This window comes from Chitinophaga niabensis (assembly GCF_900129465.1).
Classification (GTDB): Bacteria; Bacteroidota; Bacteroidia; order Chitinophagales; family Chitinophagaceae; genus Chitinophaga; species Chitinophaga niabensis.
On sequence record NZ_FSRA01000001.1, the window covers coordinates 1,412,524 to 1,431,234 of the forward strand.

The 18,711-nt window shown below is 45.7% G+C and carries 9 protein-coding genes; 5 read left to right on the forward strand and 4 right to left on the reverse strand.

Features of this window, described 5'->3' with window-relative positions:
* The first annotated feature begins 1 nt into the window (after position 1).
* Positions 2 to 1,981 carry a c-type cytochrome gene (locus tag BUR42_RS05335; RefSeq protein WP_200798218.1) on the forward strand — a complete coding sequence of 660 codons (1,980 nt, stop codon included), beginning with the start codon at positions 2 to 4 and terminating at the stop codon, positions 1,979 to 1,981.
* 57 nt (positions 1,982 to 2,038) lie between these two features.
* On the opposite strand, the gene BUR42_RS05340 is transcribed toward BUR42_RS05335, so the two are convergent.
* The 3 genes from BUR42_RS05340 to BUR42_RS05350 are packed head-to-tail and all read right to left on the reverse strand — an operon-like array spanning position 2,039 to position 8,008.
* Positions 2,039 to 3,349, reverse strand: a complete 1,311-nt coding sequence (locus BUR42_RS05340) for a c-type cytochrome domain-containing protein (RefSeq protein WP_074238238.1) — start codon at positions 3,347 to 3,349, stop codon at positions 2,039 to 2,041.
* Positions 3,346 to 4,830, reverse strand: a complete 1,485-nt coding sequence (locus BUR42_RS05345) for a DUF1501 domain-containing protein (RefSeq protein ID WP_074238239.1) — start codon at positions 4,828 to 4,830, stop codon at positions 3,346 to 3,348. The genes BUR42_RS05340 and BUR42_RS05345 overlap by 4 nt, the downstream gene beginning before the upstream one ends.
* A 4-nt stretch (positions 4,831 to 4,834) precedes the next feature.
* On the reverse strand, positions 4,835 to 8,008 hold the full coding sequence (locus BUR42_RS05350) for a DUF1553 domain-containing protein (protein WP_084185412.1): 3,174 nt from the start codon (positions 8,006 to 8,008) through the stop codon (positions 4,835 to 4,837).
* Positions 8,009 to 8,122: 114 nt separating this feature from the next.
* On the opposite strand from BUR42_RS05350, the gene BUR42_RS05355 reads away from it, so the two are divergent.
* Together BUR42_RS05355 and BUR42_RS05360 are read left to right on the forward strand one after the other, a co-directional pair.
* Positions 8,123 to 8,989: a helix-turn-helix domain-containing protein gene (locus tag BUR42_RS05355; protein ID WP_074238240.1), complete on the forward strand. Its 867-nt coding sequence runs from the start codon at positions 8,123 to 8,125 to the stop codon at positions 8,987 to 8,989.
* Between the two features lie 126 nt (positions 8,990 to 9,115).
* On the forward strand, positions 9,116 to 11,434 hold the full coding sequence (locus BUR42_RS05360) for an ABC transporter permease (protein WP_074238241.1): 2,319 nt from the start codon (positions 9,116 to 9,118) through the stop codon (positions 11,432 to 11,434).
* A gap of 4 nt (positions 11,435 to 11,438) precedes the next feature.
* Here BUR42_RS05360 and BUR42_RS05365 read toward each other — a convergent pair whose 3' ends face one another.
* A complete protein-coding gene (locus tag BUR42_RS05365) occupies positions 11,439 to 13,541 on the reverse strand; it encodes an RICIN domain-containing protein (RefSeq protein WP_074238242.1) in 2,103 nt (700 codons plus the stop codon).
* Positions 13,542 to 13,680: 139 nt separating this feature from the next.
* On the opposite strand from BUR42_RS05365, the gene BUR42_RS05375 reads away from it, so the two are divergent.
* Together BUR42_RS05375 and BUR42_RS29510 are read left to right on the forward strand one after the other, a co-directional pair.
* A complete protein-coding gene (locus BUR42_RS05375; RefSeq protein ID WP_084185413.1) occupies positions 13,681 to 16,086 on the forward strand; it encodes an nSTAND1 domain-containing NTPase in 2,406 nt (801 codons plus the stop codon).
* Positions 16,083 to 18,710: a hypothetical protein gene (locus BUR42_RS29510; protein WP_074238245.1), complete on the forward strand. Its 2,628-nt coding sequence runs from the start codon at positions 16,083 to 16,085 to the stop codon at positions 18,708 to 18,710. Before BUR42_RS05375 ends, BUR42_RS29510 begins: the two co-directional genes overlap by 4 nt.
* Position 18,711: the final 1 nt, after the last annotated feature.

The following is an 18,711-nucleotide window of genomic DNA, read 5'->3' on the forward strand; positions in this document are numbered from 1 at the left end:
AATGAAAAATATCATAAAGAAAGCTGCATTATACTTACTTCCTTTCTGCGCTGCTGCTTCAGCATTTGCACAGGAAACGCCGAAGGAAGAAGATTACTTCAGGATAAATAAAGTGAGCTCGCCGGAAGGCACCCTGCTGGAAGTAGGCGGTCTTACCGTTCTGCCGAATGGCGACCTGGGTGTATCTACCCGCCGTGGTGATGTGTATATCGTGGAAAACCCTACCAGCAGAAGACCTTTCTTCCGCAAGTTTGCCACCGGCCTGCACGAGATCCTGGGCCTTGCCTGGAAAGACGGTGCCCTCTATTGCGCGCAAAGAGGTGAACTCACCAAACTGGTAGACACGAATATGGACGGTAAGGCAGATGTATATGAAACCGTATACGCATGGCCTATTTCCGGTCACTATCATGAATATTCCTTCGGCCCTAAATTAGCGCCGGATGGTTCCTTTTTTGTATCCGCCAACGTAGCGTTCGGTGATGAAGAATGGTGGCGCGGTGAAAGCCGTGTTCCCTGGAGAGGATGGATCATGCACATCTCCGCAGATGGTAGCAAAATGGAACCATGGGCAACAGGTATGCGTTCCCCTTGCGGTATCAGCATGGTGGATGGTGAACTGTTCTACACAGAGAACCAGGGAGACTATATGGGCTCCGGTGGTATATGGCGTGTAAAGAAAGGTGATTTTGTGGGTCACCCTGCCGGCCTCCGCTGGACAGGTGAAGCTAATTCCCCCCTCAAACTGACCGCAACGCAATTCAATGCAGTAGTGGACGAACGCAAAGTGAGAAATGCACAAGGCAGGATGATCAAACCAGAGAATGTGATAGATGAAAAATTCATCACCATGTTCGAAGCAAAGAAAACCATTCCTGAATTAAGACTGCCTGCTGTATGGTTACCCCACGGTGTACTGGGTATTTCCAACTCTGAAATGGTAAAGATCCCTGAAGGTGCATTCGGTCCCTTTGCCGGTCAAACACTTGTGGGTGATCAGGGTCAAAGTAAGATCATGCGGGTAGTGATGGAAAAAGTGAAAGGCGAATACCAGGGTGTGGCATTCGACTTCCGCAGTGGTTTCCAATCCGGCGTACTGCGTATGGCATGGGGTCAGGACGGTTCTCTCTTTGTAGGGGAAACCAACCGCGGATGGGGTTCTGCAGGTGATGCCAATGAAGGTTTGCAACGCCTTGTATGGAATAACCGCATTCCTTTCGAAATGCAAACCGTAAAAGCTATGCCTGATGGTTTTGAAATTGAGTTCACTTTACCGGTTGATAAGAAATCAGCAGAAGACCTGGCTTCTTATGCTGTATCCAGCTTTATCTACAAATATCATCCTGTATATGGCAGCCCTACCGTGAACATGGAGAACTGTGATGTAAAGGGTGTGAAAGTGTCTGATGACGGCCTGAAAGTACGTGTGATCGTAGATAATCTCCGTCAATATTATATTCATAACATTACACTGGAAGGTATCCGTTCAAAAGATAATTTCTACTCTCTCGTACATCCAACAGGATATTATACCCTGAATAATATTCCGGATGGTAATAAACTGGCTATGAGTGGCGTGAGCACCCGTAACTCTGCAAAGGAAGCGGCGGCTAAAGAAGCTGCTGAGAAAGCAAAGCCTGCTGCCTCAAAAGCTGCAGCTGCAAAGCCTGGTACCAAAGCTGAAGCAGCCACCACTGGTGCTGTTAAGCCAGCTGCCGCTAAAGCGCCCACATACGAAGAAGTGAAACCATTGCTGGCCAAATATACCTGCGCCGCCTGCCATAATGCAGATAAAAAGCAGGTAGGTCCGGCGTTTAAGGACATTGCTAAAAAGCGTTACACTAATGAAATGATTGTGAAGCTGATCTACAATCCTAACCCGGAGAACTGGCCTGGTTATGCAACAGAGATGCCTCCGATGCCACAGGTTCCAAAGGCAGATGCCCTGAAGATTGCCGGCTGGATCAATTCTTTAAAGTAACAGAGAACAACTTATATAAACAAAGGCTTCCCATTAATGGGAGGCCTTTGTTTTTCATCATCGTTGCGCGCCTGTATTCCAGCTATATACCCTTTTGATCGCCGTGTTTTTTTTCAGCTGATCGATAGCAGCGGCAGTGATGTTTGTTTCATTTAAGTTTAAAGCCTCCAGGTGTTTTAATGTTATCAGCTGATGACTGATCTTGTCGGTTACAGGATTCTTATCCAGGCGCAGCTTCTCAAGATTAATGAGTGCAGGCAGAAAATCCAGGTCATCATCCGTAAGGCCATTGCCGGATAAATTCAGCCAGATGATATGTTTGGCGAGCTTGTGGATTTCAGGCTTTATAAGGGCTGCTTTGACGCCGGAGCCTGTTGGCAGGGTAACATCGAGCATAAGCGGTTGCAGTAACATCAGCCGCACATGAAGCCCTGTTTTGCGTAAGTTAGCGATCAGCGATGTATCCGTTGATATGGGTATACCAGGATTGATATGTTGTGTAATATTTACGGCTTGCTGTGTTTCCATACCTAAGTATTGTGCTACCATTGGTTGCAGAATAACACTGTCCAGGGAAGCAACCGTTTTTCCCTGTGCAGCTTTTCCTTCTTTCACCCACCACCGGATCAGGCGTAATTCATTTTTTGTGAGCGGAGGTTTTCCGTCTGCCGGCATAAAATCCTTGTGATCTTCATCCAGCATAATGCGCCGGATCAGCTCACTGGAATCTGGGTTGCCGGGAATAATGGCAGGCCCGCTTTTACCTCCTTTCAGGATATCTTCCATATTTTCAAGCGATAGGTCTCCTTTACTTTTTCCATCCCGGTGGCATTGCACACATTTGTTCTGCAGGATAGGTTGTATCACATCTTCAAACAACAACGCTTCCTCAGCGCTGGAAGGTTTCACCCTTTCTTTTTGTAAGAGCACCTGCATCGTGAGATAGTCGCTGCCATGCGTAAGACTGGCGCCCTGGTGCCCGCTATAGCTCATGAGTATTACCAGCCCCGTAAGCAATAAAGAAAATAAAGGGCGGGGAAGGGGGATCTCTTTCAGAAAGAATTTAGTGGTGGTGAAATACAGAAGGCCTGCAATAGCAGCAAGAGAAATGCCGGACAGTTTATGTTTACTTAGTGCATCCGTATCATAATCTCCTTTTAAAGAAAGCAGGTAGCCAAAGATACAGGCTAACACGGCGGCTATAAAACCAATGAGCAGGGTGATGGGCACCGCCTGTTTCAGATAAGCGAACCGCTTTGCGTAAGACAGCAGGTTGAAGAGTGTGGCCAGCAGAATGAAACCTATCGGCAGGTGAACGATCAGGGGATGCAGGTGGCCTGAAAATGTAAAGATGTCTAATAATTTCATGCGTTGGTTAATATGTCCTTTACTACTTTCCCTTCTACGTCTGTTAGCCTGAAGCGCCTTCCCTGGAACTTATAGGTTAGCCTTTCATGATCGATGCCCATCAGGTGCAGCAGGGTAGCCTGGAAGTCATGTACATGCACAGGGTCTTTCACAATGTTATAGCTGAAGTCGTCTGTTTCCCCGAAAGAGAAGCCGGGTTTTACACCTGCACCTGCCATCCACATCGTGAAACAACGCGGATGATGATCGCGGCCATAATCGGTGGGCGTGAGTTTGCCTTGTGAATAAACAGTACGGCCAAATTCACCACCCCATATCACCAGTGTATCTTCCAGTAAACCTCTGCGTTTGAGATCAGTGATCAGTGCCCCGGTGGCCTGGTCAATGGAAAGGCATTGTTTAGGCATATTAGCCGGCAGGCTGCCGTGATGGTCCCATCCCTGGTGATAAAGCTGCACAAACTTTACATCTTTCTCCAGCAGTTTACGTGCCAGCAGGCAATTCGCGGCATAAGTACCAGCATCCCGCGAGCCGGGACCATACAGGTCAAATGTTTCGTCTGGTTCATCTTTTACATCAATTACATCAGGAACGGATGTTTGCATGCGGAAAGCCATTTCATATTGTGCAATGCGCGCATCTATTTCCGGATCGCCATACGTGTTGTGCTGCAGCTGGTTTAGTTTGGAAAGATATTCCAGCATTTCCTTCCGGTCTGCTCCATCATAACCTTCCGGGTTATTGAGGAAGAGTACAGGATCTTTGCCTGATCTGAACTGTACGCCCTGGTATTCTGAAGGCAAAAAACCGTTGCCCCATAACCTGGCATATAAAGGTTGGTCTTTGGAGGCATCTTTGGAAACCAGTACGATGAAAGTGGGCAGGTTCTCGTTATCTGACCCCAGCCCATAACTTAACCAGGAACCAATGGATGGCCGCCCGGGAAGCTGGTTCCCTGTTTGCAAAAAGGTAATGGCAGGATCGTGATTGATTGCTTCGGAATGGATGGACCTGATAATGCAAAGCTCATCTACCACCTTGGCAGTATGCGGTAACAGCTCACTGATCCAGGTACGGCTCTCTCCATGCTGATTGAATTTGAATGCAGAAGGCACAACAGGCAGCAGGGCCTGTCCGGAGCTCATACCGGTAAGGCGTTGGCCATTCCGGACAGAATCCGGGAGGTTCTGGCCTCTCAGCTTTTCCAATACAGGTTTGTAATCAAACGTTTCAAACTGTGATGGCCCGCCTGCCATAAAGAGATATACCACCCTTTTTGCTTTTGGGGCAAAGTGAGGAATGGCGTTTAGTATTTCCTGCTCTGTAGTTACATTGCTGAATAATTTATTCCCTAACAAAGAACTCAGCGCCAGGGCGCCAATACCCATGGATGTTTTGGTCAGGAAATCACGGCGGCCCAGTTGCTTGTTCAGTTTGTTGAAATCAGGCGTATTGATCCTGAAATTATGTTCATCGCACATGTGCTTATCTTTTTATGAGTGATGCATCTGAATTCAGAATAGTGCTGGCCACTACCGTGTTGGCCGCCACTACGGCACTATCTATAGCTCCGCTGAATTTATATTGCCCTGCATACAGCCAGCCTCTTTGCTTTTGCGGATACTGCCTGAATTTTGCCAGTGTTGTTTGTTGTAATTGTAACAGCAATTCCATTTCTGCCATTTGTGGTGAACGGCCCGTTAGTTTCTTAAACGTAAGCGTAATAGCCTGTTTGTTATCGGCTTCCTTTGTCATCTGTTCTCCCAATACCTTTGCGGCCTCCAGGTAAGTAGGATCATTTAGGGTGACCAATGCCTGTAAAGGCGTATTTGTTTTCTGCCGTCTTACGATGCAATAACTGCGGGAAGGCGCATCGAAAGTAGCCAGTGTGGGATTGGGCACAGATCTTTTTACGAACACATACAAACTCCGTTTGTACACCAGGCTGCCGGTATCCTGGTGATATGTTTTGCTGTTTATTTCCCAGAGCCCGTTTGGCTGATAAGGTTTTATACTGCTGCCACCCACTTCAGGGTTCAGTAAACCACTTGCCTGTAATGCATTATCCCTTACCATTTCTGCAGACATACGGTAGGCCGGGCCGTGAGACAGTAAACGGTTATCCGGATCTTTTTCCTTTGCCGCTTTTCCTGCACGGGAATCCTGGCGATACGTGGCGGACATTACAATGAGCTTATTGATCGCTTTTACATTCCAGCCCGAGTCTATAAAGGTAACGGCAAGCCAGTCCAGCAATGCAGGATGGCTGGGTATTTCGCCCTGGTTGCCGAAATCTTCTGATGTTTTCACCAGTCCTGTACCAAAGTAATTCTGCCAGTACCGGTTCACGGCTACCCTTGCAGTTAAAGGGTTGTCAGGGTGGGTGAGCCATTGTGCAAGACCATACCTGTTTTTAGGAAGGTCTTTTGGATAAGGTAATAAACTTGCCGGCGTATTAGGAAATACCTGTTCACCCGGCATATCATAATTGCCGCGTTTGAGTAAGAATGTTTTTTTAGGAACGGGCATTTCCTGCATCACCATTAATTCTTTTATGGTGGCAACAGTATCCGCCAGTTTATTGCGTAACCGTACGAGTTCCTTTTGCAGCAAAGTGTCCGTAACAGACTGGTAATATTGTTTCAAAGCAACGGGATCAGGTTGAGCTGCAATGGCAGCCCAGGATGTTTTCTTTGCCAGGATGCTTATTTCCAAAGGGCTGAGATTACGGTTATATACCACAAGATCATCCACCAATGTATTGGTAATGCCAAAGCCACGGTCCCAGCCGCCAATCTGTAATCCCGCTTCATTGGGGCCATTCCCGAAGTTGATATCTTTTCTCAGCTGGTCCATGGTAGTTTCCATACGCATGGGCACTCCATCCAGGTAAAGATTAAAACCTGCTGCGGTAGAAGACCCATCGTAGGTTACGGTGAGCTGGATCCATTTATCGCGCGGCACAACGTCTTTGCTGATCCTGGTGATGGCATCTGAAGGTGCTGTATGCGCCATCATGATCTCCAGTTTATTGTCCCTGAGATATAAATGATAACCTCTGAAATTATACAAACGCTCCCTGTCTCCTTTATGAAAGATCACCCCTTGCGTTAAGGCGTTAGGAATGTTTATCCATAATCCGATGCTAAAGGGTTGTGACTTGCGGAACACCCCAACAGGCTTTACATCCAGCCAGTTATCACCGTTTAATTTCATGGCTTTGCCGGTTCCATTGGCTGCAAAATTAGTACCATCGCCGGGAATGCCCCTGATCACACCTTCCTGTTTTTTATTCAGGGTATTTTTAAAGTCTGCATGATCAAATGTGAAGCAGGCCTGTAAGTTATCTTTCGGGATCTTATAATTCGCCAGCTGCTGATAAGCCTTGCTGCTCATCCATTGTTCAAAACCGGAAGATGTGCGTGATAACAGCGCAATGCTGTCTTTGATAGCTTGTACAGATCGTTCTTTTTCTGCAGTAGGCAATAATAATGTGGGAGTGGGCATGGCGCCATCAAATGAGATCTGGCCGGCCTCCTTCACGTTGTTAAAGAAGCTGAACAGTTCATAATAGTTCTTTTGGGTGATGGGATCGTATTTGTGATCGTGGCACCTGGCACAGCCGATCGATAAGCCCAGCATGGCATCCCCGAATGTATTCGTTCTGTCTACCACATATTCCGTTTGGAATTCTTCTTCCACAACCCCGCCTTCCATATTCTGCTGATGATTCCGGTTAAAGGCTGTGGCGATGATCATCTCTCTGCTGGCTTGAGGGAAGAGGTCGCCTGCCAGTTGCCATTGCAGGAATTTATCGTAAGGAAGCCCGGTATTAAATGCTTTGATCACCCAATCGCGGTAGGGAGACATATCCCTTTCATCATCTATGGAATAACCGTGTGTGTCTGCAAACCGTGCGGCATCCAGCCAGTCCACCGCCATTTTTTCACCAAAGTGTGCGGAGTTCAGTAAACGGTCTACCTGTTTTTCGTATGCATTGGGAGAGCTGTCCCGGATAAAATCATTGATCTCTTTTAAGGTAGGTGGTAAACCTGTAAGGTCCAGTGATACCCGTCTTAATAATAATTCTTTATCAGCTTCCGCTGCGGGCAACAAGTTTTCTTTTTGCAGTTTCGCCTGGATGAAATTGTCTATGGGATTCACCTGCACGCCTTTAACCCGCGGTACTTTTGGTTTCTCCGGTTTAACGAAAGCCCAGTGTGCTTTGTATTTCGCTCCGTCTTCGATCCATTTTATGAGGATGGCTTTTTCTGTGGCTGTGAGGCTCAGGTGGGATGCCGGTGTGGGCATTAAATACTGAGGGTCAGTAGAAATGATCCGGTGGAACAGTTCACTTTTATGCAGGTTGCCGGGTGTAATGGCTACTTTCCCTTTATTCTCCGGAAGGTCCGCATAGGCATGGTCTGCTATATCCAGCCGCAAGCCTGCTTTTTGTTTTGCTTTATCCGGCCCATGGCAGGCAAAACATTTGTCGGACAGGATGGGCTTTACATCGATATTATAATCCAATGGCCCGTTCAGGGCATCATAGGCAGCCTGTACATCATCCGGCATATCCGGTGTTGTGGAAGAAAATACAAACACACTCATCCCTATCACAAATGCAAGCAATAGCAGTATAATAATGATCCGCCGCATTAAAAGATGTTTTACGTGGATAAAAGCGACTTATTTGGTTGTCCATAAATTTAATAAACCCTTATTGTAACAGCAATACACAAACACAACTTATATTTGTACAAATCCGACTTTATGAATTCCTTTACGTTATTGAATACGGATTATGTGCAGCTGAACAAAAGCTGGCATTACAGCAATATAAAAAGCATCTTCTATCGCTTATATTATATAGATGGAGGAGAGGGAAAGCTGTATAATGATACAGGAACCGTGACACTGGAAGACGGCCATTTATATCTCATTCCCAGTTTTACTACCTGCAACTATGAATGCCGGAGCAAGCTGAGCCAATATTATGTACAATTCATGGAAGGATCGGCGGACGGTATTTCCCTGTTTGCCGCCAACCGCAGGATCTTTAAAATACCTGCCAGTGCAGAAGATATTAATTGCGTAAAACGCATCCTTTTACTAAATCCCAACCGTGCTATCAAAACTTCCTATAACCCCAGGGACTATGAGAAGAACGACATCCTGAGGAGTTACCAGGACATGAACAACCTCATACCACCTTCCGTATTTATGGAAACCTGCGGGTTATTAATGCAGTTGCTGTCGAGGTTCATGGCGGCAGATAACTTTCAGATCGCAGAGAGAACAATGATCCATCCGAAAGTGATGGATGCCATCAACTTTATCCAAACCAACCTGCTCAGCAGTATTACGGTAGAAGGATTGGCACAAAGGGCCAATCAGCACCCCGATTACTTTTCACGGCTTTTCCTGAAGAACACCGGGGAGCGGCCATTGGCCTACGTGCAATTGAAGAGGGTGGAACGGGCGCAATTGTTACTTATCACCACAGATCTCCCTTTTTATAAAATAGCGGAGGAAACCGGTTTTGAAAGTCTTTCTTACCTGTCCCGCATATTCAGGAACCATACAGGGCAAACACTAAGTGATTACAAGCGGCAGAATTTAATCAGCCAGTCCGGTTAATAACCGAACACTTCATGTACCAAAAACGAACAGGTGTTAAAAATAGAGATATGTATAATATTGAATAAAACGTTTTTTATTTTCAGGCATTCTTTTAGTAACTGAACGCGCAATAACCTGTTAAAGATGTTTAAAACAACCTGGCGCCACCTGATCAAAGACCGTCAATTCACTATCCTTAACCTTGCAGGCCTTTCTACGGGCTTAGCATGTGCATTGCTGATTGGTTTCTGGATCTACGATGAATTGAGCATAGATAAATTCCACCGGAAGAATATTTACCAGGTAATGCTGAATGAAAACCCCGGAGGCCGTATTGCCACTACGGAAGGTACCGGCAGCAATGTAGGGGACATCCTCCTTAAAAACCTACCTGAAGTAGAACATACGGTAACTACCACACCAGCGGTATGGTTCCGGAATTTCAACCTGTCATGGAAAGAAAATACCCTCAGTGCAAAAGGTAACTTTGTTAGCAAAGATTTCTTTTCCGTTTTTTCCTACGAGTTGCTCCAGGGCGATAAGGTGTTGGAAAATAAAAGCAGTATTGTAATATCTGCGCAGCTGGCTAAAAAATTATTTCATTCAGTGGATAGTGCAATAGGAAAGGAGTTATCCTGGAAATGGCAGGCCTTTGATAAACCATGCATCGTATCGGGTGTTTTCAAGGATTTTCCTGTTAACTCCACTATGCAATACGATTTTGTATTGCCGCTGGAAGCCTGGTACGATATCGTTCCTGCATCTAATACACTTACCGGGCCTTTTAATACCTATATCGTATCAACTGCCGGAATACCGGGCAACAAGATCACAGAATTGCTGCATGCAAACCTGAACGATAAAATAACAATGCCATTCCTGCGGCCTTATGCAGAAGGTTACCTGTATGGCAGATACGAAAATGGAGTGCAGGCCGGCGGAAGGATAGGGTATGTAAAACTGTTTACTGTTATTGCTATTTTTATCCTGTTGATCGCTTGTATTAATTTCATGAACCTCTCTACTGCCAAAGCTTCGCGGCGGATAAAGGAGATCAGCGTTAAAAAAATATTGGGAGCCGGCAGGTTTTCGCTGGTGCTGCAATTCCTGGGAGAATCCATATTAATGAGCCTGGCCGCCTTACTGATAGCTTTGCTGATGGTGTGGGCATTACTGCCGCAGTTTAATCAGCTTACAGGAAAAGTGTTTGTATTCGATCCGGTATTGCTGCTGGCTGTATTGGGTATTACTTTATTAACGGGCATTGTTGCAGGAAGTTATCCAGCATTTTACCTTTCACATTTAAGCTCACTGAAAGGTGCTATCCATCGTTCTGCAGGAGAGCTGTGGGCAAGGAAAGGGCTTGTTACTTTCCAGTTCACGGTATCCGTAGTGTTCATCATTGCCGTATTAGTAGTATACAACCAGATCAGTTACGTACAAACTAAATCGCCCGGTTATAGTAAAGACAATATACTCTGCTTTGAGCTGCAGGGCAGGGCTGCAGAAAAGGCCACCACCTTCCTGGCTGAAGTAAAGAACATTCCCGGTGTGCTCAATGCATCCAGCATAGAGCAACAGATCATTTTACCCAGTTATGAGCCTAGTGGAAGTGTACGATGGGAAGGAAAGAACCAGGACGCGAGGATCCGTTTTTACCAGATGCCTGTGAATTACGACCTCATAGAAACACTGGATATGCAAATGATGAAAGGCCGGCCTTTTTCAAGGAACTACACTTCAGACACTGGTTCCGTGATCCTGAATGAAACCGCGATCAAAACAATGGACCTGAAAGACCCCATCGGTAAAACCATCAGTCTTGGTTCAAGGGAAAAACGCATCATAGGCGTAGTAAAAGATTTTCATTTCAATTCACTACACGAAGCCATCAGGCCCTTTATTTTCAAACTGGCCCCGCAGGAAACCATGCTGGTGATGGTTAAGATCAAAGCAGGGCAGGAAGAGGCCACCATTGCCCGTATTAGTGGATTATGGCAGACATTCAATCCCGGGTTCTTCTTTGACCACCGCTTCCTTGATAATGACTACCAGGTACAATATGCCTCAGAGAAACTGGTGGCTACCATTTCCCGGTATTTTGCCGGGCTGGCCATTATCATCTCCTGCCTTGGGCTCTTTGGCCTGGCTGCTTTTACGGCAGAACGCCGCCGGAAAGAAATAGGCATACGGAAAGTGCTGGGCGCCACCGTTAGTAACCTTGTACTGATGTTATCAAAGGATTTTATGCAGCTGGTGCTGATAGCCATACTGATTGCCTTCCCGCTTGCATGGTGGGCTATGACGCAATGGCTGAACGATTTTGCTTATCACGTTCCGCTGGGCATGTCTGTTTTCATTGCCGCCGGTAGTGCTATCATACTCATCACTTTGCTGACGGTAGGATACCAGGCTATCCGGTCAGCATTAGCCAACCCGGTGAACAGCTTGAAAGCAGAATAAACCGTCAGTTGATAACAACCGGCCTTGTATATGTAGCCTTTTCATTCGTGATACGGATGATATAATATCCTTTCCCCCATTTGCCCAGATCAATGTTAAGCAGGCTATTGGCAGTAACGTTGTCATAGCGCACCTTTCCATTTACGTCCAGCACCTGCACCCTGGCTTTTACAGGAGTGTTTAAGTTGATGGTTACAGGGCCGTTGGAAGGATTGGGATATACAAGCGGTCCGGAAGTTTTACTATCCTGCACAGGTGGGCTAACCGCAAGCAAAGAGGATGAAACATCTGTAAACGACCATTTAAAGTTCTCATAGTTGAGCCATTCGTATTGCACGATATCATCGCCATTGGCTGTTCCGTTATTGTTCACGGCAAGGCATTTAGCGCTATGCCTGGCTACGATCTTGTAATAACCTCCTCCTATGTCAATAATGCTGAAACGTTCATGGTCCTGGGCATAGTCGTCCCATATAGAAACACCAGTGCTGTTTGCCAGGGATACCATGTTTACCTGCAGTACTTTGGATGCAGCATAGGAAGGAGCAATCTTATAACCGTTTGCAGTAAGCGTAACAATGAATTTTTCGTTTGCCTGGTTTAACCAGTCCCATTGTTCTGCCAAGGCACCGTTTGCAGTGGAGTATCCCGCAATGCTCATTACTTTATTACTGTGTTTGGCGGTGATCCTGTATGTACCGTTGGCAATTGGATTGCCGGCCAGGGTAACAGGGATCACAAATGTTGTGATGGACTGGGCAGGAGCAGAATAACTGTATATATTATTGGTTGCGGCGATATTGGTGAGCTGGGCACAATCTTCAGTACTGGTGGTGCGATATACGGCTGCAGAACCAACAGTGCCAAAAAGGTTCATATCCAGCTTATAGGATGTACTGGCTGTTGCCGTATTAATGAGCACCATTACCAGTTCGTTATTTGCAGGGTTAAGCGCTGTAACTGAATTTTCATTGCTGTACAGGATCGAATAACCGGGTTTAATATATTTTGAAAATTGCTTCCTTACATAGTAGGGCTTTACTTTTTGATAGGTTTTGGCAGCAACATTGTACGTCCATAATCCCCAGCGGTTATCCGGTGAAACGGCCTGCCAGTCTGCCCAGATCACAGCCTTCATCTCTTTCAGGTCCTGCACGATACGGCTGGCCATATACAGGTAGTTGTCCATGCCACTAGAGGCAATCCCTAAAGGACCGCTTTCTGTTTGCCATACTTCTTTACCCTGTGCAAACGCGGCATTGTATAACTGAGCGCGTTGCGTGCCACCATAACTATGAACGGCAATATCAGCCACTTTACTGATTATCCCATCAGCAACATAGTTATTAAGTCCTGTAAGGCCCTGATCTATCGTATTGGCATCCATGGCAGCAATGCTGCACCAGGAAAGCATGTTCTTGCTGTTTAACCGGTGATATACGGAATCGATCAGCTTTTTCTGATTGGCCCGTGAAAACATGCAGCCTTCCTGCGCGCCCAGTGCTTTCCACCAATTGGAGAACGGTTCGTTAAATGGTTCCAGCTTGCTGATGTTGATGCCTTCCACATCTTTGAAATGTTTCACAATATCAGTAAGGTAATCTGCATAAGTACCGTAATCAGCATCCAGCAGGTTGTCCGAACCATCTGTGTTGCCGGCAGTACAACCACTCTTTGTCATCCAGAAAGGAGGGGAATAACCTGCCATTTCGTAAATGGCACTGCTTTTTAAGGCATAGATCTTTTGCAGTACCCTGATCTGGTTGGAATCAGCCAGCCAGTTGTATGCAGCGGTACGGCTGGATTTATAACCAGGCATAGCGCCGCCTGTCTGTGTTATATGGTTGTGTGCCGGAGTATCGCCACCGCCGATATTGAACCGGAAATAATTAAAGTTCAGCTCGCTGCTGCTGGTAAGGTCGCTGCAGACTGAAGTGATAGCCGTGTTGCCCCAGCCACCCATGATATTGGCCCACCAGGAAAGCGATACGCCGAATCCTTTTATCGTCTGGAATTTTCGGTTAGGGTCAACAACTACTGTGGTTTGGGTAAAGCCGCATCGGGCGATCAGCAGGCTGATCAGAAAGAGTAGAATTTTCTTTTTCATAACGGTAGATATTTGAAACAGGAAGAACTTCCCGCTCAAATGTATCAAGTACCGTGTTCTGCACGGATGGAAGATATGGGGGTTTTGATGGATAATATTATTATAAATCCGTATCTTGATGTACAAACCACCCCATTAGATGTCCCTGAGCCAATACTTCTCTGCATCGTATTTTTATGGAATAGCGATTAATGAGTACGATGAAGCTATGATCGCAGACCTGCGCACTCCTTTGTATGATGTACGAAGCATTAGCCGGCAATTAGAGCGCCCACACAACGGTTTTCAAAGTAATATCCTGGAAGGCAATGATACCACCGCAACCGGTATCAGGAACTTCCTGGAAGGAATGGTGAACACCGTCAACCAGAAAAACAACCGCCTCGTATTCTACTTTGCAGGCCATGGCAAAACACTCGAGAATGCAGATGGTTCTGCTATGGGATATATTATTCCTAAAGAAGGCAGGGCAGACGACGCATCCACCTGGATCAGTATGGATCAGCTGCTGGAAACATTCTATAAAATAGAATGCCGGCACGTGCTGATCATTTTAGACTGCTGTTTTGCCGGAAGCCTGGAATGGGCGGCTTTTAATACCCGGCACCTGAACACAGGCCCCAAAGAAATATACAGGCAGCATTTTCAACTATACATACAAGACAAGGCCTGGCAGGTGATCACTTCCGCTGCCTTTGATCAAACTGCCCTTGACTATGGCTGGCGAAACCGGCAGGAGACAAATAACTCTCCCTTTGCCAGTGCCCTCGTTTCTGCATTGGAAGGAGCTGCAGATCTGTTGCATAATGGATTGATCACTGCTTCCGGATTGATCGTTTACCTGAGAGATGTAGTGGAGAGCCTGGCATTGGATAGGAATATCAAACATCGCCAGACCCCCAGGTTATTTACACTTAAGAACCATGATAAGGGTGAGTTCCTCTTCTTAAACCCCAACAGTAAATTATCCCTGCGGGATGCAAAAGAAGCTACACGGGAAAATAACCCCTTTAAAGGATTAGAGGCATACGGGGAAAAGGATAAGGATAAGTTCTATGGGCGGGAAAAGGTGATCTCCGCTATTCTGAACATTATTAAGGAACGGCAATCAAATATATTGATCGTAACAGGGGTTTCCGGTTCCGGCAAAACCTCCGTGATCAAAGCCGGTGTTAAACCAGCCCTTGAAAAAGAAGGCTGGACCTTCCTGGAAACCATCCGCCCGGGAGAATATCCCCTGGAGATGCTGAAAAAGCTGCTATTGCCTGACAGTACGATCAAAACCGTGATCTATGTGGATCAGCTCGAAGAGCTGGTTACCCAGGCCCGGAATAAAGAAGATGCGGAAACATTCCTGAACCAGTTATATGAACAGTATCTGCAGCATGAGAACGTTTTCCTGATCGCTACGCTGCGCTCAGATTTTCAACACCTGATCAATAAAGGCAGGTTGGGAAAGCTATGGAAGGATAGCCTTTATAACATCCCCTGGATGAGCCGAGAAGAATTAAAGGATACCATTATGCGGCCTGCCATTGACATGGCTTTTTTCTATGAACCACCGCAGTTGGTAGATACTATCATAGATGATGTATTACAGTATCCGGGAAGCCTTCCTATGTTATCCGTATTGCTGAGTGAGCTGTATATAAAGTCCATGGAGAATAATCGTGGCAGGCTGTTGGAGGCAGAGGATTATTACAATACTATTGGCGGCGTATCCGGTGCCTTGCACAGTAAATTAAAAGCCCTGCTCGGTGAACATAATGAAAATGAACAGGCGCTGAAACATATCCTGTTACGGATGGTGAACATAGAGGGAGATATCTACAGCAAAAAGAGCGTAACTGCGGCAGACCTTGTTTTTACGGATGAAACCCTGAACAGCGCTATAAAGGAACAGATTGATGTATTAAGGGAAGAACGGATCATTTATTCCCTGAATGATAATGGAGCATGGGAGCCGGTGCATGATGCTGTGGTGAGATGGCGCTATATAAAACAATGGATAGAAGAAACAGGGATCGCCAGAATGGCCATGCAGAAAGAATTGGAAGATGATATACGGGTATACCTGGCCAACGGTAAAAGTAAAAATTACCTCTGGGACAGGAATGAGCAGTTGGGGGCTATGGTGAAAGAGCTGGATAAGGAAAACTCGCTGCTTAATAAGAAGGAAAAAGAATATGTAAGGATCAGTGAGGGCATCCGCACAAGGAAGAAAAGGATAGCGTGGATGGCTGCGCTGGGTGCTATTGCCGCATTGGTTGTTGTGGTGATCTGGATCTCCATATTAAATGGTCGGGCTAATGATCAAAGGGACAGGGCCGAGCAGAGTTTGAAACAATACCAGATAGCCCGGTTCAGGGAAAATATACAGAATGGTAAGATCTACCAGGAAGCAGATGAAACAGACCTTGCAACGATTGAGTTTAAAAGTGCCTATGAGATATATAAACTATACCCAAATGATACGGCATTGCTTGCAGAAAGCAGGCAAAGCGATTTCACCGGCATCATCAAAACATTCAACCTGGATAAATGAAATATAGAAGCGTACTTCTTTTAACCCTTTTAACCGGGTATGCTTTGGGTCAGTCAAAACCGGATTGCATCAGGATAAAGAATGCAGCAGCAGCTGCACTTGAAAAAGGTGCGCTGCGGGACGCCTTGGTTAAACTAAGGGCACTTAAAGTATGTGATCCTTCCTTAAATACCTTTGTAGATAACAAGATCATAGAAGTATACGATAGCATACGCACGCAGAAGGAGAGGGCAGAAGAGGCGCAACGCAGAGCAGAAGATGCTTCGGAGGCAGAACGGAAAGCAAAAGAAGATGCGAAGACTGCACAGCGTAAAGCGGAAGCTTCAGCAGTGTCCGAGAGGAAGGCGAGGGAAGAAGCAGAACGGCAAACAACAATAGCAGAAGGACGCCTGAAAACAATGGTTTCGCGGAAATTGGCCAGCACTGGCCTGGCGGTTCAAAGTGAAACAGATCCTGAATGGCATCTGAGTTTATTACTGGGCCTGGAAGCGATGGGGCTTTCTTATTCATCGGAGGCGGACCATGTTATACGTAACGCAATGGATCACCTGCCGGCACTCATTAAGAAATTCCCCTGTGGAGTACCTGTTTCCGATATGATACTAAGTCCGGACGGCAAACATTTTGTTGCGATCAATGATAAACTTACGCAGGTTTGGCAGGTGAAAACAGGCAGGGCGGTATTTAAAATGCCCGGTAATGCGGGCAAGTCTGCTCTTTTCACAGCAGATGGGAGTAAGCTGATCCTGGCCTCTGAGGACTATAAGGCCTTTATAATAAAATTGCCGGAGGGTAAACTGATCGATTCCCTGGTGCATAAGCAAAAAGAAGTGGAATTGCTGGCAGTAAGTGAGGACCAACGTTTTCTTGCAACACTGGATCATGATATTGAAAATGGGTTTATGCAGGGTGCTGGCGAAGTAATGATATGGGACCTTCATTCCCGGAAGATCATTCATCGTTTTTCTCCCGGGAATACACTTGGCAGCAGTCATGGCAAAGGCTGTTTCACACGTGTAGCGGATAAGCTGGTATTTCTTGCAGCAAATCTGGAGGCCTGGGAGATCGATGCCGGAAAAACAAAAGCAGCAGAAACATTCGCAGGATACCTGACGAATGATGGGAAATATATACTGAGACTTCTGCAGGAGAATAAGGGATTTACCCTGCATCGTTTTTCTGACGACAAACTTCTTTTAAAGGGAGATAAAGAAGTAAGGGATTTTAAGACATCAAAAGGCGGAAGATATTTAATCATCTCCAATCAACAATATTTCCAGGTCTGGGATGTTGCAGACCGAAGAATGTTGTATGAATGGATTGGCAGTAGTTCGATGAGCGCAGATGATGTTGTGTTTTCGGATAATGAAAGATATTTTTCATTCACGAATTCCACATCAGTATGGAACACTTCCTCCGGAAAAGAGATTGTTAAAACATTCTGGTCGGAGGCTACTAAAACTGTTCAGGTGGGAAGCGATGGAGCCCAGTCTACAGTACCTATACATGAGCTGGAATGGAGCGACCCTGCATATTGTGTGGGATTTTCTCCAATGGGAGATACATTGTATACAAAAACACGAAGCGGCGATCTTCATCTTTGGCAGATAACACCAGGCGGCGCCATAGCCATTGCCACCACACCCATGGCAGTCACAGATCTTTATTCAGCAGCAGATAATACACAATATATCTCTGATTACCAGGGTGTATATAAATGGGATAAGAGTGGGCGTTTAGATACACTTCGCCATATCAGGAGATTTGTATACGCTTTAGCTGTGAATGAGAAAGCCGGGCTTTTGGCCTTTGGTGGAAATTCAGAAGTGATAACCCCGGAAAAGATAGGTGTCAGGACCATAAATCTCGCAAACAGAGATACAGGTTTTATTCCGCTGATGGCTACCGTAAGTACAATAGACCTTGATCAGGCAGGGAAACTGGCCTTGGTAGGTACAGCTACCACTATGATGAATAACGAAGAAAGGGGATTGTGGATCATTGATCTTGAGAGTAAGGCTAAGAAAAGGATAGACAGTTCAGAGCTGACCTATTACAAAGCTTTTTTCTGGAAATCACGGAATAAAGTATTATTCGCAGGAGGGTTTAATATCCAGTTAAAAGATCTGGAAAAAGATACCGTCATCTTCAATGAATTATACAGTAATACAAAGGCAATGTCAGTCGATAAGGATTTTAAACGTATTGCCCTGGGTACCAAAGAACGGGTTTCTGTATACACAATGGATAAAGATGATAAGCCCTCATCACCTGTTACAAGGCATTTTAGCGGAGATATAGTTTCAACGGATTTTTCAGCTTCAGGTGAATATTTATTGATCGGACTGCAATTGAAGGATTATTATAAAGGAGCGCTGGTGATCTGGAATTTGAAGGATAATAGTATTGCATTGCAGATCACAACGGCCAAATTAGATAAAGCTGTTTTTAACCGTGCTAATAATGATCTCATTATTGCGGCTGAAGGGCAGCATATAAAAGTTTATGAATGGAAGGAAGCTGCTTTGCTAAAGAAAGCAGCCCCCATGGTCTTGCGGCCATTGACAAAAGAAGAATGGGATGCTTATGTGGGAAACGAATTCCCGTTTCATATGAAAAAGTAAA